Origin of the sequence: Lacipirellula limnantheis (genome assembly GCF_007746075.1) — a bacterium.
Classification (GTDB): Bacteria; Planctomycetota; Planctomycetia; order Pirellulales; family Lacipirellulaceae; genus Lacipirellula; species Lacipirellula limnantheis.
The window spans coordinates 2,625,688-2,649,420 of the sequence record NZ_CP036339.1 but is presented as its reverse complement, the minus strand read 5'-3'; the positions used below and the strand labels follow the sequence as shown (position 1 = coordinate 2,649,420).

At 63.1% G+C, this 23,733-nt stretch carries 21 protein-coding genes; 8 read left to right on the top strand and 13 right to left on the bottom strand.

What is annotated here, in order from left to right; translation table 11 throughout:
• The first annotated feature begins 135 nt into the window (after positions 1–135).
• A complete protein-coding gene (locus I41_RS10510; protein ID WP_145432501.1) occupies positions 136–1,005 on the top strand; it encodes a class II aldolase/adducin family protein in 870 nt (289 codons plus the stop codon).
• A gap of 255 nt (positions 1,006–1,260) precedes the next feature.
• The gene (locus I41_RS10505; RefSeq protein ID WP_145432500.1) at positions 1,261–2,034 is read left to right on the top strand and encodes a PIG-L family deacetylase; all 774 of its coding nucleotides are present in this window, start codon (positions 1,261–1,263) and stop codon (positions 2,032–2,034) included.
• Between the two features lie 105 nt (positions 2,035–2,139).
• Here I41_RS10505 and I41_RS10500 read toward each other — a convergent pair whose 3' ends face one another.
• The 6 genes from I41_RS10500 to I41_RS10475 form a co-directional block, all read right to left on the bottom strand.
• Complete coding sequence (locus I41_RS10500) at positions 2,140–2,952, bottom strand: SDR family oxidoreductase (RefSeq protein ID WP_168206797.1); 813 nt, start codon at positions 2,950–2,952, stop codon at positions 2,140–2,142.
• Positions 2,945–3,640 carry a ribulose-phosphate 3-epimerase gene (locus tag I41_RS10495; protein WP_145432498.1) on the bottom strand — a complete coding sequence of 232 codons (696 nt, stop codon included), beginning with the start codon at positions 3,638–3,640 and terminating at the stop codon, positions 2,945–2,947. Before I41_RS10495 ends, I41_RS10500 begins: the two co-directional genes overlap by 8 nt.
• On the bottom strand, positions 3,637–4,521 hold the full coding sequence (gene lsrF, locus I41_RS10490; protein ID WP_145432497.1) for a 3-hydroxy-5-phosphonooxypentane-2,4-dione thiolase: 885 nt from the start codon (positions 4,519–4,521) through the stop codon (positions 3,637–3,639). The genes I41_RS10495 and lsrF overlap by 4 nt, the downstream gene beginning before the upstream one ends.
• Positions 4,522–4,889: 368 nt before the next feature.
• Positions 4,890–5,279 (bottom strand): large-conductance mechanosensitive channel protein MscL, encoded by a 390-nt coding sequence (gene mscL / locus I41_RS10485; protein WP_145432496.1) that lies wholly within the window; start codon positions 5,277–5,279, stop codon positions 4,890–4,892.
• Positions 5,280–5,348: 69 nt separating this feature from the next.
• Positions 5,349–6,410, bottom strand: coding sequence for an RluA family pseudouridine synthase (locus tag I41_RS10480; RefSeq protein ID WP_145432495.1), 1,062 nt, complete (start codon positions 6,408–6,410; stop codon positions 5,349–5,351).
• On the bottom strand, positions 6,410–7,348 hold the full coding sequence (locus tag I41_RS10475; RefSeq protein WP_145432494.1) for a tetratricopeptide repeat protein: 939 nt from the start codon (positions 7,346–7,348) through the stop codon (positions 6,410–6,412). Before I41_RS10475 ends, I41_RS10480 begins: the two co-directional genes overlap by 1 nt.
• Positions 7,349–7,595: 247 nt before the next feature.
• Between I41_RS10475 and I41_RS10470 the strand changes: the two genes are divergently transcribed.
• Positions 7,596–9,695 carry an ATP-dependent helicase gene (locus I41_RS10470; RefSeq protein WP_145432493.1) on the top strand — a complete coding sequence of 700 codons (2,100 nt, stop codon included), beginning with the start codon at positions 7,596–7,598 and terminating at the stop codon, positions 9,693–9,695.
• Here the strand turns inward: I41_RS10470 and I41_RS10465 are convergent.
• On the bottom strand, positions 9,692–11,431 hold the full coding sequence (locus tag I41_RS10465) for an HAD-IIB family hydrolase (RefSeq protein WP_145432492.1): 1,740 nt from the start codon (positions 11,429–11,431) through the stop codon (positions 9,692–9,694). The genes I41_RS10470 and I41_RS10465 overlap by 4 nt on opposite strands.
• A gap of 70 nt (positions 11,432–11,501) precedes the next feature.
• Between I41_RS10465 and I41_RS10460 the strand changes: the two genes are divergently transcribed.
• Entirely contained in the window at positions 11,502–11,864 is a 363-nt protein-coding gene (locus tag I41_RS10460) for a cupin domain-containing protein (protein ID WP_145432491.1), read from the top strand.
• 7 nt (positions 11,865–11,871) lie between these two features.
• Positions 11,872–12,711 carry a sulfite exporter TauE/SafE family protein gene (locus I41_RS10455; protein ID WP_145432490.1) on the top strand — a complete coding sequence of 280 codons (840 nt, stop codon included), beginning with the start codon at positions 11,872–11,874 and terminating at the stop codon, positions 12,709–12,711.
• On the opposite strand, the gene cbiE is transcribed toward I41_RS10455, so the two are convergent.
• Both cbiE and glgX read right to left on the bottom strand, forming a co-directional pair.
• The gene (cbiE, locus tag I41_RS10450; protein WP_145432489.1) at positions 12,665–13,909 is read right to left on the bottom strand and encodes a precorrin-6y C5,15-methyltransferase (decarboxylating) subunit CbiE; all 1,245 of its coding nucleotides are present in this window, start codon (positions 13,907–13,909) and stop codon (positions 12,665–12,667) included. The genes I41_RS10455 and cbiE overlap by 47 nt on opposite strands.
• Before the next feature lie 103 nt (positions 13,910–14,012).
• Positions 14,013–16,073 (bottom strand): glycogen debranching protein GlgX, encoded by a 2,061-nt coding sequence (gene glgX, locus I41_RS10445; protein WP_246133874.1) that lies wholly within the window; start codon positions 16,071–16,073, stop codon positions 14,013–14,015.
• A 621-nt stretch (positions 16,074–16,694) separates the two neighbouring features.
• Between glgX and purM the strand changes: the two genes are divergently transcribed.
• Positions 16,695–17,756 (top strand): phosphoribosylformylglycinamidine cyclo-ligase, encoded by a 1,062-nt coding sequence (gene purM, locus I41_RS10440; protein ID WP_145432487.1) that lies wholly within the window; start codon positions 16,695–16,697, stop codon positions 17,754–17,756.
• 196 nt (positions 17,757–17,952) lie between these two features.
• On the opposite strand, the gene I41_RS10435 is transcribed toward purM, so the two are convergent.
• Positions 17,953–19,836, bottom strand: coding sequence for a protein-disulfide reductase DsbD family protein (locus I41_RS10435; RefSeq protein WP_145432486.1), 1,884 nt, complete (start codon positions 19,834–19,836; stop codon positions 17,953–17,955).
• 312 nt (positions 19,837–20,148) lie between these two features.
• On the bottom strand, positions 20,149–21,189 hold the full coding sequence (locus tag I41_RS10430) for a phosphotransferase (RefSeq protein ID WP_145432485.1): 1,041 nt from the start codon (positions 21,187–21,189) through the stop codon (positions 20,149–20,151).
• 118 nt (positions 21,190–21,307) lie between these two features.
• Here I41_RS10430 and I41_RS10425 point away from each other — a divergent pair, with 118 nt between their 5' ends.
• Together I41_RS10425 and I41_RS10420 are read left to right on the top strand one after the other, a co-directional pair.
• Positions 21,308–21,655, top strand: a complete 348-nt coding sequence (locus I41_RS10425; protein WP_145432484.1) for a P-II family nitrogen regulator — start codon at positions 21,308–21,310, stop codon at positions 21,653–21,655.
• 114 nt (positions 21,656–21,769) lie between these two features.
• Entirely contained in the window at positions 21,770–22,126 is a 357-nt protein-coding gene (locus I41_RS10420) for a hypothetical protein (protein ID WP_145432483.1), read from the top strand.
• A gap of 25 nt (positions 22,127–22,151) precedes the next feature.
• On the opposite strand, the gene I41_RS10415 is transcribed toward I41_RS10420, so the two are convergent.
• Positions 22,152–23,387 carry a hypothetical protein gene (locus tag I41_RS10415; RefSeq protein WP_145432482.1) on the bottom strand — a complete coding sequence of 412 codons (1,236 nt, stop codon included), beginning with the start codon at positions 23,385–23,387 and terminating at the stop codon, positions 22,152–22,154.
• A gap of 142 nt (positions 23,388–23,529) precedes the next feature.
• Positions 23,530–23,700, bottom strand: coding sequence for a DNA gyrase inhibitor YacG (locus tag I41_RS10410; protein WP_145432481.1), 171 nt, complete (start codon positions 23,698–23,700; stop codon positions 23,530–23,532).
• Positions 23,701–23,733: the final 33 nt, after the last annotated feature.

Below are 23,733 nucleotides of genomic sequence, written 5' to 3'. Positions count from 1 at the left end.
CACCGAGAAAAGCGAGGGACGCAGCGATCGCATCGTGTTTTTCTGGGTCCTCTGTGCTCTCTGTGTTGAAAGTATTCCCAGATCGCCGCTGAGTGCGTTAGTAAGTGACCATATTGAAAGTTGTACGACTAAGACATGTCCGACATTGAACAATACAAGCAAGAGATCTGCGACATCGGCGACCGGCTGTACAAGCGGGGGTTTGCCGCGGCGAACGACGGCAACATCACCTTTCGCATCAGCGAAAACGAGGTTCTCTGCACGCCGACGATGGTGACCAAGGGCTTTATGAAGCCGGCCGACATCGCGCTGATCGATATGGAAGGGAACCAGCTCTCCGGGGCGCGGAAGCGTTCCAGCGAGGCGCTGCTGCACCTGGAAATCATGAAGGCAAGGCCCGACGTGAAGAGCGTTGTTCACTGCCATCCGCCCCATGCGACGGCGTTTGCCGTGGCGCGGGAGGCGATTCCCGCGTGCGTGTTGCCGGAGGTCGAGGTATTCCTCGGCAACGTGCCGATCGCCAAGTATGCGACCCCCGGCGGCAAGGAATTCGCCGAGACGATTCTGCCGTTCGTCGCCAAGAGCAACGTGATGGTGCTCGCCAATCACGGCACGGTGAGCTACGGCGAAAGCGTTGAGCGGGCCTACTGGTGGACGGAGATCCTCGACGCCTACTGCCGGATTCTCATTCTCGCGAAACAAGTGGGCCGCGTGGAGTTTCTCTCCGAGCAACACGGGTGGGAGCTACTCGACTTGAAGAAGCGGTTCGGCTTCGATGACCCGCGGCATGAGCCGAGCTATGCGGGAGCCGACATTTTCGCGGACGACGTCTTCCGCGATGCGTGGGCCGAGAGTGGCGTGAACGTGGGGGCCTTCGGAACGCCAGCCTGGTCGCGGGCGGCGACGGAATGGCACCGGAGTCGTGCGGCGCCGCTGGATGAAGAGGCGCTGATTGAGCGAATTGCCGAACGCGTGGCGGAGAAGCTACGGGAAAAGCTGCGTTAAGGAATCAAAGGCAACCGCCAAGGTCGCCATGAGCGCCAAGGAAATGTGGAGATTTGGAACCGCAGGTGAACGCCGATGAACGCAAATTAAGAAACTGAGAACGCGGCCTTCTCTACCATCTGCGTCTATCTGCGTTCATCGGCGGCTACCTATTCTTTGTCTTACCTTGGCGTCCTTGGCGTCCTTGGCGTCCTTGGCGGTTTATAATGTTCGTCGGCATCAATAATAAGTCGTCGAACTAGGAAGAGAAGCATTATGTCAGCTGTGGTTGAACTTCCCGAACCGCTCGACGTGATTGCCGTCGGGGCTCATCCGGACGATGTGGAGATCGCCTGCGGGGGGACGCTGGCGCGGCTGGCCGAGCAGGGGCACAAGGTCGGGATCATCGATCTCACCGATGGGGAGCCGACCCCGAACTCGCCTGGTCCGGAGGCAAGGCTGGAGGAGGCGCGTGCGGCGGCCGCCGCGCTCGGGATCCACAAGCGAATCGTGCTGCAGCTTTCGAATCGAAAACTGTTCGATACCTACGACAACCGATTGGCGCTCGCGATTGAGTTGCGGCGGTATCGGCCGAAGCTCGTGCTGGGGTTCGGCGAAAAGACGCCGATGGCCTCGCCCGATCATTGGCAGGCGATGCAGATTACCGACGCGGCGATTTTTTACGCCCGATTGACGAAATGGGACGACCAGTTCGACAATTTACCGCCGCATCGGATCGCGGCTCAGCTGTATTACACGCTGGCGTTTTATTCGGCGACGCCGCTGGGCGGGGCGGGACATATCATCTCGGACATCAGTGCGACGCTGGAGAAGAAACTTGCCGCGGTGCGCTGCTATGCATCACAGTTCGCTAAAGAGAAAGCGCACGTGTTTGACCGCGTCGAGGCCCAAGCCCGCCACATGGGGGAGATCGCCGGGTTCCAAGCGGGCGAGCTCTTGGTGACGCCGCGCACGCTGGGGACGCGCGATTTGATGGGAGCGATTTTTGGGGATGTGGTGGTGTCGCCGCCGTCGGATGCGCCGATGTAATCTTGGTTGCAGCCCCGGGCTTTGCCCGGGGGTAACACTACGCAAGACGACGCCGACCGGAGCGGCGCCCGATCCCCGGGCGGAGCCCGAGGCTAGACAATGCTACTAGCGCGGCGTCGCGTCGGGCAAACCGCCGTCGACGGGGATCGTGGAGCCGGTCGTCGGACTTTGCCGCGAGACGAAGTAGAGCACCGCATTGCCGACGTGGCGGCCGGTGACCGACGACTTCAGCAGGTTGCGTTGACGGTAGTAATCGTGCAACTCTGTCTCCGTCATGCCGCGAGATTTCATGCGATCCTGTCCGACCAAGTCCCAGAGGCCGGACTTATACTTGCCTTCCGAAAAGACCGCGTCGGGCGCGACCATGTTGACGCGAATGTCGTGGGGCGCGAACTCGACGCTCGCGATGCGGCCGAGCTGATGGCAGGCGGCCTTCGTCGCGCTGTAGGCGCCGAAGCCGGCGCTCGGCGAGGGGACATTCTTCGTCGACATGACGACGATGTCGCCGCCGACGCCTTTGTCGATCATCCGCTTGCCGGCTTCCTTGAGCACGACAAGCGTACCGTCGACGTTCACCTTCTCAAGCAACTGGAAACGGGCGACGTCCATGTCGACGATCTTCGAGACGTACGCGATGCCCGCGTTGTGGATCACGATGTCGAGCCGGCCGTATTTGGCGTAGACCTGATCGAGGGCCGAGCCGACCGCTTCGGGGCTGGTGACGTCCATTGCGATGCCGGTCGATTGGCCCGGGGCAAGGGCGTCGAGGTCCTGGGCGAAGGCATCGAGCTTTTCGCCGGCCAAGTCGGTGGCGACGACGACGGCGCCGTTCTCCAGCAGGACTTCGCAGATGCCGTAGCCGATGGCGCCGGCGGCGCCGGTGACGACGGCGACCTTGCCGCTCAAAACCTTATCCACTGATTTGCTCCAGCATGAACTGAATATTCTCGGCCGGGTTGCCGGCGAAGGCCGCGCTGCCGGTGACGATGCCGTTGGGCCCCATCGCGGCCAGCTCGCCGATGTTGTCCTTGGTGACGGCGCCATCGACGAAGATGACGATTCGCTCGTTCAGCGCGCGAACGGCGGCGATTTTCGCGGGGAGCGCGTCGATGAAGCTCTGCTTGCCGGTGGTCGGACCGACGGCGAGCAGCGTCACCGCATCGATCTTGTCGGCGACGGCGGCAATCGCGTCGACCGACGTTGCCGGATCGAGCGAAACGCCGCGGACGATGCCGCGAGTCGGATCGTTGGCGTTGGGCTGCTGGCCAATGAGATCGAGCGTTGCGGCCACGTCTCCACAGTGCTCGATCGAGAACGAGATCACGTCGGCGCCCGCCTTGGCGAACGCGGCGACGTGCTTCTCGGGTTCTTCAATCAGCAGATGAACGTCCTTCAGCAAGCTGGTGCGCAGCCCGGCGAGGACCGGAGCTCCAGCGGTAATGCTGGGCCAGACGCGGCCATCCATCACGTCGAGGTGCAGCAGGACGCCGAATTGCTCCAGCAGCTTCACGCCCGCCCCATAGTCCATCGCGTCGGCGGCAAGAATGCCGACGCTCAGTTTCGGGGGCTTGGCTCGAAGCTGGTCGAGGACCGCAGAGGCGCTCACTTCGTCTCCGCCTTCAGCGACTCGAACAGCTGCAGCGCTTCGGCCGGCTTCATGTTTTCATGAACGACCTTGTTGACGGCGGCCATCATGGCCTTCGGCGCGTCGGACTGGAAGATGTTGCGGCCCATGTCGACGCCGGCGGCGCCTTGCTGAACGGCGTTGTAGGCCATCGTCAGAGCTTCAAGTTCCGGCAGCTTCTTGCCGCCAGCCATCACGATCGGCACGGGGCAGGACGACGTGACGGTCTCGAATTCTTCGGCGACGAAGTACGTCTTGATGACGTGGGCGCCAAGCTCCGCGCACATGCGGCACGCAAGCCGGAAGTACTGAGCGTTGCGGACCATCTCTTTGCCGACGGCGGTGACGGCCATCACGGGGATGCCGTACCGCATACCCGCGTCGACGAGCCGGGTCATATTGTGGACGGAACGCGTTTCGTGCTCACCGCCGATAAAGACCTGGATGCCGATGCCGGCGGCGTCGAGCCGGATCGCGTCTTCGATGTCCATCGCGATCTGTTCGTCCGAGAGTTCCTTGAGGATGCTCGGTCCGCCGCTGGCGCGAAGGAAGACGGGCTTCTGAATGTCCGGCGGGATCATCGATCGAGTGATGCCGCGGGTGCAGAACAGTGCGTCGCACATCGGGGCGAGGGGGACGATGGTCTGGTCAATCCGCTCGAGGCCGGTGGTGGGGCCTTGGAAGTAGCCGTGATCGAAGGCGAGCATTACGGTGCGGCCCGTCTTCGGGTTGAAGGTGTGCGCGAGCCGGTGCTTCATGCCCCAGTCGAGATTGCCGCTCCCCTTGAGGAAGTATCCCGGGGTCTGTTGCGGCACGTCGGTGTAATAGTTCTTGTCCTTCTTGCTGACGTCGACTTCTGGCATTGTTCGCTTCCGTTATTGAATTCGCACTGCGCTCAAGAGGTCTTGAGACTCGCAAGCCAGCCATTTTAGCACTACCGGCCCCTGCGTCTATTGGGGCTGATTTTGGGACAAATGCTGAGAAATGCGGAAATAGTGCGTTAAAACGCGCGCGGAATCGTTGCCGCGCCGACCGTTCGCTTGGTTGCGAAAGATGGATTGACCACGGAGGCACGGGAGGCAACAGCGAAGACCGAGGGGAGAGGAGGGGTAACGCCCGCACGGCATGGATGCGGAGCGGGGGTCGGGAATCTTTTGTCACTAGCGAGTTTGCCTCGGATTGATGGCCCCCCAGTGGCAAAAGGCTCCCGACCCCTTCGAACGTTCCAATTCTATTGGCGCTTATTCAGCGCGTCGCGAATCTCGCGGAGCAGCAGAATTTCTTCCGTCGGCGCTGCTGGCGGAGCCGGTTCCTGTCGTTTCAGCCGGTTCATGACTTTCACGACGAGGAACAACGCAAAAGCGACAATTATGAACTCAATCGTGGATTGCGCGACCACGCCCCAACCGATTCTCGCTGGTTCCTGCCCTTCAATCGCGGGTGGCAGGGTCCAAGAGAGCCCCGAGACGTCGGTGTTACCGGTCAGATAGGCAGTGATCGGAGTGAAGACGCTCCCGACGAGCGAATTCACGATCTTCGTAAAAGCGGCTCCGATGACGATGCCGACCGCGAGGTCGATCACGTTGCCGCGCATCGCGAACTCTTTGAATTCTTTGAGCATGCCCTTCGTCGCTCCTCCTGTTTACGGTGGATTCGACGCGACTCAAGCATCGCGACGACCAGCGTTCTATCACGATTGGCCGCCGCTTCGCAACATGCCCAGCACGCCAGCCATGTCCGCCGGCAGCGGCGCTTCCATCGTCATTGGCTCCCCTGTCGCGGGATGGGCAAAGCTGAGCCGATGGGCATGCAGCGCGTGCCGCGTTAGCAGCACCTTCTCATCAGGTGCGTCGCCCCCCAGCCGTTTCTGCCGCGTAACTTGCCGCATCTCGCCGAGCGTGATTCGCGAGCGGCTGCCGTATTGTTTGTCGCACAGCACCGGACAGCGGAGATGCGCTAGATGGACGCGGATTTGGTGCGTTCGTCCTGTTTTCGGCCGCGCTCGCACCAGAGCGAAGCCAGGGAAGCGTTCCATGACTTCGAAAAAGGTCTCGGCCGGCCGGCTGTCGGGATGGTCGGGCCGCACGGCCATTTTCTCGCGGTGCGTCGGGTGGTGGCCAATCGGCTCATCGACGCGATCGGCGTCGCGGTCGAGCCGTCCCGAGACGATCGCGATGTACTCCTTCTGCACCAGCCGGTCGTGGAATTGGCGGGCGAGATCTTCATGGGCCGCGTCGTGCTTGGCGATCACAATGACGCCGCTCGTCTCGCGGTCGAGACGATGGACGATGCCGGGACGGACCTGCCCGCCCACGCCGCTAAGCTGTTGATCGAACCGATGGACCAGCGCCGCGACCAACGTCCCGGCCCAATGTCCTTTCGCGGGGTGAACGACCATGCCGGCCGGCTTGTTGACCACCGCGATGGCGTCGTCTTCGTAAAGAACGTCGAGCGGAATCGGTTCAGGGAGCGGCGCGTCGACGCTCTTGGGTACTCGCACCTCGACGCGATCGCCGGGCGACAGGCGATGGGACGCCTTCTGTTGGGAGCCGTCGACCGTCGCTAGGCCGCCGTCGATGGCGCGGCGAATGCGGGCGCGGCTGACCCCGGAAATGGAGGCGGCGAGGTAGGCGTCGAGCCGCTGGCCCGCAGCGTCGTCATCGACTACCAGCGAGAACAACTCGGGCAATTCAATCGGCGCGCCAGGCGGTGCGATCTCGTCGTCCCAGGGGTCGCCTTCGACCGAGCTCATTACTCGGCCGGCTTCTCGGCGGCCGGGGCGCCTGCTTCGCCGGGAATCGATTCCTCGGCGGGCGATTGGGCCGCGGGCGTCGTTTCAACGGCTGGCGCTTCGCCCGTCGGGGCGGGGCTCACGGAGGGCGACGATGGATCAGCAGGCTTGTCGGCGCCTTCGTCGTAGCGTTTGGCGCCATCTTCAGCGGCTTGGATGCCGCCGAGGATTTGCTCCAGCGACTGCGTCGAATCAAAGTTCAAACCGCTTTGCGCATCGGCCGCGGGCGGCGTCGCTTCAAAACCAGGGCGGGCTCCCGGAACGCCCGGACCGGTAGGCGGAGTTCGCTTCGGAATCTCCACGGTCGCGAGCCACTCGATCGTTCCAGCGGCAGGCTTCGCTTCCAATTGCTTCACCCGCTCAGCTGCGAGCACGGCGAGCGCACCGTCGACGAGAGCGTACTGGGCCTTCGCTTCCGCGAGATCTCCTTGCATCTCGCTCACGCGGGCCAAGCCCAGACGGGCGCGATTCCTGAGCTCAGAGCTCGACGCGTTGTCGGCAAATTGCTCGTAAATGCCCTCGATGCTGGAAAGCCGCTTCTTCGCCTCCTCGCGGTCGCGCAGGTAAAGTTCCGAGGCCAAACGGAGTTGTCGATCGGCCCACGACATGTAGGCCCACTCTTGCATTTCAGTCCCCTGATACTCCTCGCTGTCTGCCAAGCGCTGCAGGCTGCGGGCCTCGCCGTCGCCCTCGAACAATGCGAGTTCCAGTTCCTGCCAAGCTTCGGCATTGCGATCGGCCTGGTACTTGTTCCAGAACGACATGACGATGAACAAGACGAGCAGCCCCGCCGTGACAGCGAGAATTACCGAGACATAGGGCCGCAGCTTATCGCTCCAGGTGGTGATGCCGTGGGCGAGAGCGTTGCTTTCGAGTTCGTGGCGTCGTTCAGTATTCATGAAATACGGTGGGGACGAGTTGGCTGGTCGGAGACATCGACTCCAAACACGAAGTGTAAGGCCATGAAACGACTTGCGTCAAGGCTAGCGTCGGGCCGCGAGGTCGCGAAGGCACAATCCAACCGACTTGCGACCGACGGCTGTTCGACCAGCGACGACAGCGGGTAGACTGACGAGTCACGCCGCAGAAAAGTCTGCAGCGCTGATGCCGCGGCCCCTCCGATTCGCCCGCCCGCATGGATGCCCGATGGCCCACGGACTGAATCCTTCCCAACACGCCGCCGTCGAAACGCTGAGCGGCCCCTTGCTCGTCCTGGCGGGCGCCGGCACCGGCAAGACGCGCGTGGTCACGCATCGCATCGCGAACCTGATCAAGCACCGGATCAAGCCCGATCGAATTCTCGCCGTGACGTTCACCCGCAAGGCCGCGGGCGAAATGCAAGAGCGCGCGATGGCGCTGCTCAGCGCGGGCGGCAAGGGGAAAGGGAAGGCCAAGAAGCCGACGGTACGTCCGCAGATTTCGACCTTCCATGCGCTGTGCGTGCAGGTGTTGCGCCGGCATATCGCGAAGCTCGGATATCCGCCGCAGTTCGCCATCTGCGATCGGGGCGATCAGGAATCGCTCGCGCGAGCGGCATTGCGCGAGATTCGCGTCCCCGAAGACTCGCTGCGACCTGGCGACCTGCTCGCGATCATCAGCAACTGGAAGAACCGCTCGCTGCGCCCGGCCCAAGCTGCTTCCGTTGCCGCCAGCGACCGCGAACACCTCGCGGCCGCCGGATACCGGCGCTATCAGAGCAGCCTCAAGGCCCGCGGGATGGTCGACTTCGACGATCTGCTGCTCTGCACGGAGGAGTTGTTCGTCAATCAGCCGGCCATCCGCCGCGAAGAAGCGGGGCGATTCGATCACGTTCTGGTCGACGAGTACCAGGACACCAACGGCAGCCAGTATCGCATCGTTAAAGCGCTCGCCATGGGGCACCGCAATCTATGCGTCGTCGGCGACGACGATCAATCGATCTACGGGTGGCGCGGCGCTGAAGTCGAACACATTTTGCGATTCAAGGAAGATTGGCCCGAAGCCAAGGTCGTGCGCCTGGAAGAAAACTATCGCTCGGCCGGCGCCATTTTGCACTACGCCAATACGCTGATTGCGTTTAACAAGCATCGGCATGACAAGATCTTGCGACCGGCACGCGGCGCTGGACAGCGGCCCGTGATTATGCAGCTGCCAGATGAAACCCAGGAAGCGGAGCGGATCGTCGGCGACATTCAGATGCAGCTGACGCAGCCCGGAGTCAAAGCGAATGATTTTGCGATTCTGTGCCGGACCAATGAGCAGCCGCGGGCGTTTGAGACGGAGTTGCGTCGGTTGCGGCTGCCATACATTCTGGTCGGCGGGCAGTCATTCTTTGATCGCAAAGAAGTTCGCGATCTGCTGGCGTATTTGAAGACGGTTGCAGACCCGACTGACGAAACATCGCTGCTGAGGATTATCAACACGCCGCCGCGCGGAATCGGCAACGCGACGGTGAAGCAGCTTCTCGCCGAAGCCGTCAACCGGGGCGAACCAATCTGGAATGTGCTGCGCGAGGCGGCGGGCAATGGCGGGGCCGCAGCCGCCGCCATCGGCAAGTTCATCACGACCATCCGCGAGCTGCGGGAGATCGCCGATCGCGGAGCGCCGATCGACAAGCTGATCGACGCCGTGGTCGACCGCGTGCAGTATCGCCGCGAGCTCGAACGACTATACCCCGATCCAATGGAACGCGAGGCCCGCACGGCGTCGATTGAGGAATTGATCAACGCCGGCGCTGCATACGACAAAGGGAAGAAGTCGAAGAAGAAGGACGAAGAGGAACCGACGCTGCTGCGAAACTTCCTCGACGACGTCGCCCTCGGCGGCACGGATCAGCGCGACGAGAAAGAGGACCAACTGCAGCGCAATGCCATCGCGCTGATGACGCTCCACTCGGCCAAGGGGCTGGAGTTTCCGTACGTTTACATGGTTGGCATGGAAGAAGGAATTCTGCCCCACAAGCGGACGCTCGAGATGCCGGACGAATCGCAAATCGACGAAGAGCGGCGGCTCTGCTACGTCGGCGTCACGCGGGCGCAGGAAAAGCTGACGCTGTCGTTTGCGCTCACGCGACGGAAGTGGGGGAAGCCGCGCGAAACGGTGCCCAGTCGATTTCTGTATGAGATGACGGGGCAGGCGGAAAATGCGGCGAAGGCTCGCCGCGCTGGCGTCGCCTCCCACGCGGCGCCGAGAAAGCATCCCGCGTCGAAGGGGGCGAAGGGGGCCGCTTCCGGGAAAGGCCCCCACACCAAATCGCCGCGCCGTTAGCTGGCTCCAGCGACTGGCATCTTGGATGACGGCGTCAACACATACTCGCGTTCAATCGCCGCGCGCATCATCTCACGCCCTTCATGGGCGTCGACTTCCGGCAGCGATTCGATCTGCTTCGCCGCGGCAGTGAGCCCCTCGTCTTTGACGCACGCTTCGAACCACTTGGAATAGTCGCCCTGGCGGCGATGAAACTCCCACGTCCCATCGTCGACGCCGTCGGCAGTTTGGAGGAACACCATCAGATTTTGGGCCCGTAGGTTCAGCTTGGCCTCGGGCCCGCGGAAGAAGAAGCTGCGGTCGGGCGGCAGTTCTCCCTCGGCATACTTGCGGCGATGGCGGCGGCGCTCCGTCTTACAGGGATACGCTGCGACTTTCATCGGAGGTTCGTTCGCTCCCTTGAACCAAAGGAGGACTTCACCCGTTTTGAGCTGTGGCGGTTCGAATTCGGGGCAATCGACGCCAGACGCCTCGCAGTAGGTGGCGACCATCTCTTCGGCGTTTTCGCCGACGACAAGCAGCGCGTCGACGCGCTCGAGCATCGCAGGGGCGAGGAGTTCAGGGTGAACGGTGATCATGATCACATTCTTCAGCTTCTCAGGCATCACGCCCTCCGAAGGAAGCCATTCGGCCGGCAGCAAGTGATGTGCTTCGTCGAGGATGAGCCAGTGGGGTCGTCCCGTGCGGGTTCGCATTTGCAACAGCGGACCGAGCATGCCGAGGAACATCGGCGGTCTGTCCGGAATCTTCATGCCGGTGAGATTGACGATGGCGTTCGACGCTGGATTGCTAAGAAGTTTGAGCACTTCGTCGCCGGTCGGCGGCGCGTCGGGGCTGCCAAACGCTACGGCGCCGGCAAAGTTTTCATAGTCGCCCTCAGGGTCGAAGAGGCAAAACTGATAATTCTTCTCTTCGAGCGACTCAACCAGCCGTGTGACCAGCGTCGACTTGCCGCTCGCCGATGGACCACAAATCAGAATGCAGGGGCCGTGCGAAGGGATCAAGATCTCTTCCTCGCCCCGTTTGCCGAGCGGCAGGTGATGCCGAGTGAGCCGATTGTCGAATTGTTCGAGATCGTCTTCGATCATCGCCGCGATCAGCTGCGCGACGCCGTCGCCGTGGTCGGCTTGCGTGACGAAGTCGGCGGTCTCTTTCACCGCGGGCAGCGCGTTGCTTACCGCGGCCGAAAACTCGCACAGCTTCAGCATCGCGTGATCGTTCTCGGCATCGCCGACGCCGACGACGTTGTGCGGCGAAAGGCCCATCTCCTTGAGCGCCGCCAGGAGGCCGCTGGCCTTGTTGACGCCTGCCGGCAGGGCCATGACGGCGCCTTTGTTGAAGATGACTTGCCACTCGAGTCCGAGCTCGCGGATCGATTCGAGGACCATGTTCTCAAACGGCTCCCAAGTCGCCACGATCACGCGGCCGACCGAGATCCGTTCGACGCCCTTCTGCTGCAGTAGCGCCAGCAGCGGCGCCGAAGGGGGATCGGCGAGCGGTCGTTCCTGCTTGGTCGATGGCTGATACAACAGGCCGCCGTTCTCGGCGACGACCCACTCGAAGAGTTCGATGGCGGGTAGCATTTCGAGCAGTTCCGGCAGTTCGCGGCCCGTCACGAGGATGAGGCGGCGACCAGTGGCAAGTAATTCTCGCAGCGCCTGAACAGTGCCCTCGCTCACTTTGCCGTGGTGGGCAATCGTCCCGTCGAAGTCGGTGGCGAGGGCCTGAAATCGCATGTATGCTCCAGTCTTGGTGAAATCGACGCAGTGGCGCGCTGCCGCTATCGCCTTGGTTGGAGCAAAAACAATGCCGCGACTCATTGACTCTCCGACGCGAATCCACGCGCATGGCGAACCGCCCAAAGTAATTGAGGAATACATCGGCCGCGTCAATTCGCAGACGCCCGAGCTGAGCCTCGCCCGGATGGTCAGCCCCTCCGGCTGGAGCGAGCCGGGGCAGACGCCGGAGTTCGCCGAGTACACGCTGGTATTGCGCGGGTCGCTGCGGGTCGAGACGCGCAGCGAGATCTTCGACGTGGGCGCGGGGCAGGCGATTGTCACCGAACCGGGCGAATGGATTCGCTACAGCAGCCCCGGCGCCGAAGGAGCGGAATACGTTGCCGTTTGCTTGCCGGCGTTCTCGCCCGCCACGGTTCATCGCGACGAGTAGGACGCCGATGTCGCCCGATCAACTCCCGTGGCTCGCCGCCGGCATTTTGCTGATCGCGTTTCTCTACTCGTCGGTCGGTCACGCCGGCGCGTCGGGGTACATCGCCGTAATGACGCTGTTTGGGTTGGCGCCGGCGGAGATCAAGCCGACGGCGCTGGTGCTGAACATCCTTGTCGCGTCGATCGGCTCATGGCAGTTCTGGCGCGCGGGGCATTTTCGCTGGGAGTTGTTCTGGCCATTCGCGATCTTCTCCGTGCCGATGGCGTTCGCTGGCGGGTATCTCAATTTGCCGGCGCACTTGTTCAAGATCGCCGTTGGGATCGTCCTCCTCTTTTCAGCGGCGCGATTTCTTTACGATCCGAAAGACGCCACCGACGTGGAGGCGCCGTCGCGGGGCGTTTCGCTCGTGGTCGGCGGAGTCTTGGGGTTGCTCTCAGGGCTCACCGGCACTGGAGGCGGGATCTTTCTCACGCCGTTGATGATCGTCATGCGATGGGCGACGACGAAAACCGCGGCCGCGACGTCGGTCGTGTTCATCCTCGTAAACTCGATCGCCGGCCTGCTCGGCAACGTGACGGCGACGCGCGAGATCCCCAGCTTCGCCTTCGTGCTGCTGCTCGCGGCGCTGGTGGGCGGCACCATCGGCTCTTCCCTGGGGAGCCGGCGATTTTCGGCGCCGGCAATTAAGCGCCTGTTGGCCGTGGTGCTGATGATCGCCGGAATGAAGTTGATCGGTTTGGAATTGCCTATTGGCCGTAGCGCACCAAAACCGCCGCCGGCGACCAATCGGGCCGATGACGCTAGCTCTTCGTCGCCGCGACCAGGAATGCGGGGTTTAGCGAGTTGAGCCGCAGGCGTTGCAGTTGGTCGGTGCCGCGGGAGACGTTGAGCATCCAGACATTCACGTCGGACGTCGCCGCCGTGAGGATCGCCTTGACTTCGTACAGGCCTTCGATGCTCGCCACGCTGGCGACCAGACGACCAGCGGGCTTCAGACGCTCGAAGGCTAGCTCCGCGAGTCGGGCGATTTCGCGGCCGCTCCCTTCGATGAAGACGGCGTCGGGATCGGGCAGGTCGGCCCACACTTCGGGAGCGCGACCCATGACCGGCGTGACGTTCTCCACGGCGAAGCGGTCGGCATTCTCGCGCACGAGTTCGATGTCTTCGGCATCCTGCTCGATGGCGAACACCTGCCCCGCTGGAGCGAGCAGCGCGGCTTCCACGCTGACCGAACCGCTGCCGGCGCCGACGTCCCAAACGATGCTGCGCGAGGAAAGCGCCATCTGCGCTAGGGCCACGGCGCGAACCTCAGCCGGGGTCAGCAGACCATGCTTCGGCTTCGATTGGATGAACGCTTCGTCGGGATTGCCAAACAGGCTCCGCGTCGAGGCGTCGCGCGGTCGGTCTGGGGCGTTGCCGCTGCGCACGAGGATCATCACGTTGAGCGGGTCGAACTTCTGGTTGGCGATCTCGCCAAGGGTACCCCGAGTGACGCGCTCGTTACGGGCGCCGAGGTTTTCACAGACGTAGGCCGTAAAGTAATCGATCTTCCGTTTTACGAGCGATTTGGCGACCGCGTCGGGACCGTTCTCATCGGTGGTGAACAGTCCAACTTTCTCGGCGGTGCGAATCCGTTCGACGACTGCTTCGAGCGAGTGGTTGGCAAGGTTAGTCAAGTAGGCGTCGTCCCAACTCTCCTTCACTCGAGCGAAGGCGAGCTGCATGCTGCTCACATGCGGAACGATCTCGCAGCGTTCGATGCCGACGCGGTCGCAGAGGTAGCGGGCCAATCCGTAAAACAGCGGGTCGCCCGAAACCAGCACCGCGACGCGGCCGTGCTCGGCGGCAATGCGATCGGCGGCGGCTTCGACGTCGGCGCCAAGGACCAGCCGCTCGGTCACATTGCCCGGAACCAGCGCCAACACGCGGTCGTTACCGACCAAGAGATCGGCTTCACTGATAATCCGTCGCACGGCGTCGGACGCGCCGTCGAGCCCGTCGTCGCCGATGCCGATAATCGAAACGTTGGAGCGTGATGCCGCCATGGCCGCGATGTCGTTGTTCGAGTTCAAAACCGCAAAATGCAGGAGGCCGTAGACGCGAGGAAAGTCCCCGGCTACGGCCTCCAGCGTACAAGCTTGAGCGATTCTACGCCACGTAGCACCGCAGCGAGTGGTGGACCAATTTCACGCGTCCGCCGGCGGGGACTGCCGGGCCGTTCACTCCGGGGTAGACGTCGCCCGGGGCGTCAGCCGCGGTATCGACGAACAACCTCCAGGGAAGCCGCCGCACGGCCGCCGGGACGGTGAAATCCTGCGAATCGCCGCCCGCATGGAGCATCAGCATGATGTATCGGGCGGACGGGTCGTCAAGACCGGCCGTCCCGAGGACGCATACGAGGCTCTTCTGCGGGGAACTCCAGTTCACGCCTTGGCCTTCAGGACCATACCAGCTGACGTCCGGGATCTGTCCCTCGTGAGGCGCTTGGCCGGTGAGAAACGACGGCCGCCGCACATTCGGCTGGGCCTTGCGGAAGCCAATGATGGCCTGAGTAAACCGCAGCATCTCCGCATTCTTCTCGACTAAGTTCCAGTCGAACCAGCTCGTGGCGTTGTCTTGGCAGTAAGCATTGTTGTTGCCACGTTGAGTTCGCAGCACTTCGTCGCCGGCGACGATCATCGGCGTCCCTTCGCTCAACAGGAGCGACGCCATCATGTTCTTCGCCTGACGCCGACGGAGCTCGACGATGTGCTTTCGCCGCGTCGGACCTTCAACTCCGTAGTTCGCACCGTTGTTGTTATTCTCTCCGTCCCGATTGTCCTCTCCATTGGCCTGATTGTGCTTATGTTCGTAGCTGACTAAGTCGTTCAGGGTGTAGCCGTCGTGTGATGTGATGAAGTTGATGCTGTGGTAGGGATGTCGTCCGCTCGATTGGTACAGATCGCTGGAACCCGAGAGCCGCGTCGCCATGGGGCCGATCATGCCTTGGTCGCCGCGCCAGAAGCGGCGGACGTCGTCGCGGTAATGACCGTTCCACTCGGCCCAACGCTTGTCGGCGAAGTTGCCGACCTGGAACGCCCCGGCGGCGTCCCAGGCTTCGGCGATGATCTTTGTATCGGCCAGCATCGGGTCTTCGGCGATCAGCTCGACCATCGGCGGGTTTGGCACAAGCTCGCCGTTTCGGTTCCGGCTGAGAATCGACGCCAAATCGAAGCGGAACCCGTCGATGTGGTAGTTGTAAACCCAGTGACGCAAGCAGTGGAAAATCATCTCGCGGCAAATCGGGTGATTGCCGTTCACGGTGTTGCCGCAGCCGGAGTAATTCTTATAGGTGCCGTCTCCGTTGAGCATGTAGTAAACGCGGTTCTCCAGCCCTTTGAAGCTGAGCGTCGGGCCGAGGTGGTTTCCTTCGGCGGTGTGATTGAACACCACGTCGAGAATCACCTCGATGCCGGCCGCGTGGAGGGCCCGGACCATCTCCTTGAACTGACGGACCTGGTCGCCTGCCTCGTGACCTTGCTGGTAGCCGCGATGGGGTGAGAAAAACGCGAGCGAGTCGTAACCCCAATAGTTCGGCCGTTCGAGCTTGCTGCCGAACACGCCGTTGGTGGGAAACTCGTGGATCGGCATCAGCTCGACGGCGGTGACGCCGAGCGATTGCAGATAGGGAATTTTTTCAATGACGCCCAGGTAGGTGCCGGGGTGCTCGACCTCGCTGGACGCGCCCTTGGTAAAGCCGCGGACGTGCATCTCGTAGATGACCGATTCCGACAACGGCCGACGCAGGTGACGGTCCCCTTGCCAATCGAAGTTGTCGTCGATCACCACGCACTTCGGCGGGCGGATGACGCCGTCCTCGGAAGCCTGGAACTGTCCCGCCAAGGCCCGTGCATACGGATCGATCAATCGCGCGTTGCGATTGAAGCGATGCCCGCGCTCGGGGGCGTAGGGGCCGTCGGCTTGAAAATGGTACAACGCGCCTGCCTCCAGGTCAGGCACGAAGAGACTCCAAATATCGCCCCACCGATCGGTGACGCGATTGAAGTCGACCACGCGGTACGGCTCGCGGTCAGTGACTCGTTTGTACAGCAACACCCGCATGGCCGTGGCCGAGCGGCTGTAGACGACGAACTGCACCCCGCCGTCCTGTAACAGCGCACCGTAAGGCAGCGGGTAGCGAAACTGCATGAATCGCTGCGCGGCTGGCATGACGGGCGTGAATGACGGCGTGGTGAGCGTGGGGGTCCATTGGGTCAGCATGGAAGGGGAAGACTCTCGGGATGACGGTGGCTTCAGGAGTCGTAGTCCCAGTTGCCGCCGCCAAACCTTGCTTCCCTGAAGGCCTAGCGCTAGGGCTACGCCTCCTGCTTCGACTCAATCGCCCGATAGTCTTGAAAACGCAAATGTGCCGCGGCGCACCTTCGCCCTGCCGCACACGCGCGTCAACCCGTGCCTCCGTTTCAACATAGCTCAAGCGGAGCAGGCAGGCTGACCGGCGCGGCAGGCTCTGTTTCGCTACACGGCGCCACTATCGGCACGAGCCGGCCGCCGCCTAAGGCTCTCCGATAGGACCCGCACAATCGTAACCACTGGGGCCCGAGATGCCAGCCCTGGAGCCTGTCCGGACATCAGAGAGTTGAACTGCCAAGGACGCCCAAAAATGGCGAATGACGAAATCTGAGTGACGAATGAAGGACGCAAGCGACCTTCATTCGTCATTCGTCATTCGGGAATTCGTCATTTCTCCCTCACCCGGCTCCGACCCTCGACGGTCGGCGGTTCGGCCCTTAAAATCGCTCGCTTGCAGCCGCCTTCACGCAAGCAAGCTTAATGGCAAAACTGACTTACAAAGACTCGGGCGTCGATCTGGCCACCTACGAGGAGTCGATGTCGCGGCTGCCGCGGTTGATGCGGCGGACGCATTGCCCGCGGGTATTGCCGTGGGCCAACGGGTTTGCCGGGCTGTTTAAGCTCGACTTCGCCGGCGGGCTGTTTGCGCGAAACTACAAGGAGCCGGTGCTGGTCTCCTGCACTGACGGCGTCGGCACCAAGCTGAAGGTCGCCCAGTTGCTCGGTCGGCACGATACGGTCGGCATTGACCTCGTGGCGATGTGCGTCAACGACGCGATCTGCTGCGGCGCCGAGCCGCTGTTCTTTCTCGACTATGTCGCCATGGCGGCGGACGATCCCGGGCTCTTGGAACAAATCGTCAGCGGCATCAGCCAAGGGTGCCTCGACTGCGACGCGGCGCTCGTAGGTGGCGAGACGGCCATCATGCCCGATCTCTACCAGCCAGGCGATTACGACCTCGCCGGTTTTTGCGTCGGCATCGTCGAGCAGTCGCGGATGCTGACCGGCGCGAACTCATCGCCGGGCGACGCGGTGATCGGCATCGCCTCGAGCGGCATCCACTCTAACGGCTACAGCCTCGTGCGGAAGATCGTCCTCGATCACGCCGGGCTGAAAGTAAACGACAAGGTCGACTTCAGCGACCAGTCGGTCGGCGACGTGCTGCTGACGCCGACGCGGCTCTACACTCGCCCGGTGCGCGACGTGCTCAATCATTACAAGGTGAAGAGCGTCGTCCATGGGATCGCCCACATCACCGGCGGCGGTCTGCATGAGAACCTCGCGCGCGTGCTGCCCGACAACGTCGACGCCGAGATCTTTCGCGACAGTTGGCCCATCCCGCCAGTCTTCGCTTGGCTGCAGAAGCTCGGGGACGTCGAAGACGACGAAATGTTCCGCGTCTTCAACATGGGGATAGGCCTCACCCTAGTGGTGAGCGACTACTACGCCGAGAGCATCCAGCAGCAGCTGACCAGCCAAGGGTTTGAAAGCTGGCGGATTGGTCGGATCGTGGAAGGCAGCGGCGAAGGACGCTGGGCGTAGGCGGCCACCGCTTCGACAACAGCCGCGACGCGGCGACATGACTTAGCCGTGGGCGTAAGCCCACGGATTGGCGTGCGCAGAAAATGCATGAGCCGCGCAGCGGCGGTACGAATTGATGCGGTGTCGCCGCTGCGCTGAATCGTGAACGGCGCTAACTCGCCATTCCCTGCCGCTCCGGCAGGTCGCCCGCCCGCGGCTACTTCTTCTCTGAAGTGACCGCGGCGGTTTTAGGGTCGAGCGACGGGCCGGCTTCGGCAAGGGCTTCGAGGACTTGCGATTTGGAGAGCAAGTCAGGAAGCACCTGGACCTCGCGGCTGGGATCGCCGGGGTAAATCGCCAGGAGCGGGATGCTTTGGCTGTTCAGCTCCAGCAGCGCTGCTTTGATCATGTCGTTCTTGTCGGTCCAGTCGGCGACCAAGGTGATGACGTCGTTCTCTTGGACGACTTGCTTCACCTCCTCGCGATTGATCGCGAGCTTGAGGTTCGTCTTGCAGGTGAGACACCAATCGGCGGTGAAGTCGACCATCACCGTCTTTCCTTGCGCTCGCGCGACGGCCAGCGCCTGCGGTGAGTAGGGTTGCCACGGCAGGGCCGACTCGCTTGGCGTCAGGAGTTGGAACGAGCCGGTCCCGATCACCGCGGCGATGAGGATGCCGACAATCCAGCCGCGGACGCGCTCCGGGGTTTCGGCGTAGATCGGCACTCGGCCGATCGCCCAGCAGCCGAACCAGATGCCAAACAGTAGTGCGAGCGTCGCCAGGAAGTAATCTTGGTTGATGGTCGAGAAAAGGTAGACGACCGTCCCTAGCAGGACGAAGCCGAGCAGATGCTTGAGCGTCTCCATCCAGGGGCCAGGCTTCGGCAACCAGCTGACCAGCGAGGGGAACAAACCGATCAGTAAGTAAGGCAACGACATGCCGACGCCGACGGAACCAAACACGAGAAACGTCACCGCAGCGGGCTGACTGATCGTGTAGCCGAATACCGGCCCCAGGAAGGGCCCGCTGCAGGGGGTGGCGAGCAGCGTGGTAAAGATGCCCATGCAGAAGGCGCCGAACGGACCTTCTTCGGCCGAGAGTTTCGAGGCTGTGCTTGACGCGGCGAACCCTGGGATGGGGATCTCCCAAACGCCGAGGAAGCTAAGCGCCATCGAGAAAACAAGCGCCGCCATCGCCACTTTGAACCAGGTGAGCGTGTAGAGCTCGCCCCAGCCGAAGTTCTCGTCGTTCAGGCCGAGTTGCACGGCGGCGGCGAGCGTCGCCAGGATCATGAATACCGACAGTAAGCCAGCTACGTAAGCGAGATTTAAACCGAGGACCTTCGCGCGGCTGCGGCCGCCCTGCTCCGCGAAGGAGAGGACCTTGAGTCCGATCACTGGGAGTACGCACGGCATGAGGTTGAGAATCAAGCCGCCGAGCAGGCCGTAGCAGGCGACCTTCCAGAACGGGATGGCCGACGACGAGCTTGCGGCGCCCCCTGCTGCCGCGGTCGGCGACGCCGCGGGGATCGAGATTCCTTTGCCGACTTTCGCTGCGAATGACACTTCAACCGGGGTGCAAGAATTCTCGTCGCATGCTTGGCCGTCGATCATGCCGCGAATCGTGGCCTTCGCTGGATCGGTGCTGGCGGCGAATTCGACCGGGGCGTACCAGGTCACTTCGTCGTAGTGTTCGCGCAGTTCCAGGCCCTTCCAGACGACATTGTCGACGTGCGACGTTGGTTGCTGGATGTGCTGGAATGGCGCCAGCAGCTTCACGTCTTGGCCGGCGTCGAGCTTGATGACCGTGGTGCTGGGCCCGTCCCCATCCGGAAGTTTGCCTTGATCGATGGCGTAGAGATGGAGCCCGGGGACGATTTTCGCCGTGACGAAGAGCATCGCCGGGGCGTCGTCCATCGGGGGCGTGAATTCAGAGGTGACGGTGACCTTCTGATCTTTCTTGCCGAATCCACCTAGTCCCCCGCCCAGCTTGCTCTCGAATTTGCCGAAGTCGGGAACCTGGGCCGTGGCAAGGCTGGCGATCGCAAGCATCCATACTGCAGCGGCGAAGCCTGATCGGCCGTAACGTCGTGATGAAGCCATTCCGTCGAATTCCTATGGCGAGCTTCAGCTGGCTGCAGCGTCATTCTGAGCGGAGCGAAGAATCTAGAAGCCCGTTTGACCAGCTAGATCCTTCGCTCTGCTCAGGATGCCAGACGCTACGCAACTATGAAAACTCGCTCTAACGATGGGTGGGGGCGTCCGCGCGCGGAACCCCCGCAAGCTCTGGATGTCAAGATTTTAGGGTTGGGGGGAAAGCCGAGCAACGGCGATCGGCGGCGGGGCTGCAGCCGTTTAAGGAGTTAGACGCTACGGTTTGCCGTGGATTACTGGACGGGATTGGGAGCAGGCCTGCTATAGGCACCGCATGCGGCCGACGAGGCGTTCGAGGCGACGGCGGGCGGCGTTGCGGTAGACATTTGGTCCCAACGCCGAAGGATCGCGGAAGAGCCAGTGGACCCAGTTGAACGCTGACAGCAGCGTGCCGCTGGCGTCGAAAAAGCGGACGGCTTCGAGTTCGATCGGCGCCAAGGGGCGCTTGGTTTGGTAGGCCTCGACGCCGAGGCGCCAAGCGGCTTCGTCGTCGCCGACGAGACTGCCGAGCAGGCGTGCCAGATCGCCCGCCGGCGAATCGACCGCGGCGGCGCCAAAGTCGATCACGCCGGTGACCTTGTCTTCGGTAAACAAGACATGGTCGTGCCAGACGTCGCGGATGACCCATTGCAGCGGCAAACGTTCGTCGCACCAGCGGAGTGACTCCTGCCATAGTCGGCCGAGCGAACGCTGGATGAGCTCCAGGGCTTCGAAAGCAATTTCGCGTGCGGCGGTCGGCGGCGTCTGGACGAGATGGTAAGCGAGATCCGCGCAAGCGCCAGACTTCAGCGCCTCGAGCCGATCGCCGCGTTCCACTAGCGCCGGCGAACGGTCGATGCGCGCCGGCCCTGCCCTGTCTCCAACCGGGAAGGAGCTGGCGCTCAGATGGATCTCGGCGAGCGTGCGCGCCGCCGCCTTGAGCTTCGTGTGGCGCGGCGTGATCCAATAGTCGGCGACGCCGGGGAGCCATGGCGTGAGCGTCCACGCGGCGACGTCGCGATCGACGGCGATTTTTGTGAAGACGAGCGCCTCTGGGTGTTCGAGCAGCGGCAACGGACTGGCGACGGGGAGGCCTGCCTCGGCGAGATGGCGCTGCAACGAAGAGATGCTCGTGACGCGGCATCCCATAGCGGCGGCTGGCGGCCAGCGCCGGAGGACATAGATGCAGTCGCCGTGTTCAACGCGCCAGAGGCCGGCGCCGCTGAAGCTGCTTCCCGCGCCGAGGCCGCAGAGCTGCGCTCGCTCGGCTGTTGGCAGCCACTGGCGAAGCACCGAGATCAGTTCAGGAACGAGAGCGCTCATTGAAGGCAAGATGGGTCCCTGGGCGATGCTGCACGTTGGTCGCCTACTCGAATCGACCGCGGCGGGGTATGCTCTAGCTTACCCAACAGGATTGGATTCTCGTCAGGCGGCGGCGTTTATGAAGCTTATCATCGCGATTATTCAACCCCCCAAACTCAAAGCGGTGCAGGAAGCGCTGCGGCGGATCGGCGTCTCGCGGCTTACTGTCGGCGATGCCATGGGGTTTGCGCGGCAGCGCGGGCAAGACGAGACCTATCGCGGCGCCGAATACAAGACGAACCTCCTGCGGAAGGTGGCGCTGGAGATCGCCGTGAACGACGACTTCGTCGAGAAGACGATCGAGTGCCTGGAGCAAGTCGCCCGCACCGGCGGCGAGGGGACGATCGGCGACGGCAAGGTATTTGTGCTACCCATGGAGGAGGCGATTCAGGTGAGCGACGGGGCGCGCGGGCCGGGGGCGATTTAGTTTCTTTCGCTTCGCGTCAACTATAGACCCCGTCATTCTGAGCGGAGCGAAAAATCTGGACGCTCGCTTGATGTTCTAGATCCTTCGCTACGCTCAGGATGACAGTAACCGCACATGCAATTCATTCTTCTGAGTTCTGACCTGATGCTGATGTCGGCGGCCCAAGGCGCCGCTGATCGGCATGGCGCGACGGTGAAGGTCGTCGGCGATCCTGGCGCCATCATTGAGGAGTGCACGGCGGACGCGATTGAGCTTGTCGCGATCGACTTGCGAACGCCGGGGCTCGACATTGGGGGCGTCGTGCAGCAGATTCGGGCCGCGGCGCCGCAGGCCGCGATCCTCGCTGGCGGGCCGCATGTGCAGCGGGACTCGCTGGCGGCGGCCGCGGCGGCGGGATGCGATGAGGTGGTGACGCGCGGGCAGTTTGAGGGGCGACTCGATGCGCTCGTCTCGCGGCTCGCGGCGCCATAGGAGCCACCGGCTCCGCCCTTGACCTTCATTCTGTAGGCGTGGCGCCGTCGGGCGATCGCTCGACTTGCGGCACGCCAGTCGCGGCGTCGGGCGTCAGGCGCGGCAGGCCCGGTTTTGGTTCGCCCTCGTCGAACGCAACCTCGGTCATTTCGGCGCCGTCGATGTCGCGCCGCAGCAGCAAGTAAATCGCCGTGGTCGCCGGCCAGAAATAGGCGAGCGGGAAGTACCTCGCGGCGGCGCGGACGGCGTTGGTCCAAAACTGAATGGCCGTCGCGCCGAACTCGCCGACTTCGCTAAGATCATGGCTTACGCCATTGCCGTCCCAACCGAGATCTCGGAGTCGTCCCTCCCCTGCCCCGATGCCGACGGCGACGTCGGTGGCCGCCGTTGTCGTCCTCACGCCAAAATCGACGGCGAACTGGGCGAGCGCGCCGAGGACGCTCGCCGCCGTAAAGTAAAACAGCAGATGGAGCGGCCGCTGATAGAGGTATGCGAAACCGCGACTGATCGCGTCGAAGGAATCGGTGCGTTCGACGGCGACCGTGGACCACATCAACGGCCAACCGAAGCCGAGCCCGATCGCGAGAATTGCCGTCGCGGCGCCGCCGCAAAGGGCGATGATCCAGGCGAATCCGAGCAAGAGCGCCATCACGTCCGAACGAAGGAGTAAACCGGCCAGCACGAGCGGCAGGGCCAGTAGCGTGATGGCCAGCGCCACCAGCAGCAGCGCGCCGACCGCCGAGCGCCACGTTCGTGCCGAGGCGCGCAGCGCGGCGAGAGGTCCGATGGTTTCGCCGCAGGCGAGGTAGACGCCGGCGATGCGAGCGATGGCGCCGCCGAACAGCGCCCACACGCAGAGCGACCAGATACCCGCCAAGAGCAGCGCCAGTTGCGAGCGCCAGCCGGCGGCGCGCGGCATGTTGGTGAAAGGCTGGATGACCCAGCGCCACGCGCCGACGAGCGGGCCGGGAGCGTAGCTCGACTGGATGACCATTGTCTCCGGTTCGCCAGGCGCTGGCAGTGCCAACGACCGCGGCGGGGAGATGCGCGCCTGCGGCTCAGCCTGCAGTTCGCCGAGCGCGCGATCGCCCAGGGGCGACGATTCGACGAGCAGCCATCCCCCAGATGTCGCGGCGACGCCGATGAGGGCCAGGAAGATGACGCGCATCATCAGGGCCACCCGCGCGGCGCGGACAAGAATCAGCCAAGGAAAAACGGCGGCCCAGCGGACCGACGCGACTTGCTGCGGGGGAAGCGTCATGAGTTCGGCGGGGCGGCGAGGAAGCGTCAGCGGCAAACGCCGTCGGCAAGAGTCAAATAGGGTGGCCGCGATTATACGCGGCGAACGAGGCACGGCGACCGGGGATTTTCGCGGCTGGCGTTCGCGCGGCGGCCGCGGACGCCTAATCGTCCGAGTCGAACTCCTGGTCGTCTTCCACTTCAGTTAGTTCCGGCATCGCGTACCCCTCGTCGAGCCAGCGGCCGAGGTCGATCAGCCGGCACCTATCACTGCAGAACGGCAACGCCGTGGATTCGGCGGGATGGAATTCGCGTTCGCAGGTGGGGCAGCGCATGGTGATGCAAACAAGTGCCGCCGGCCAACGACC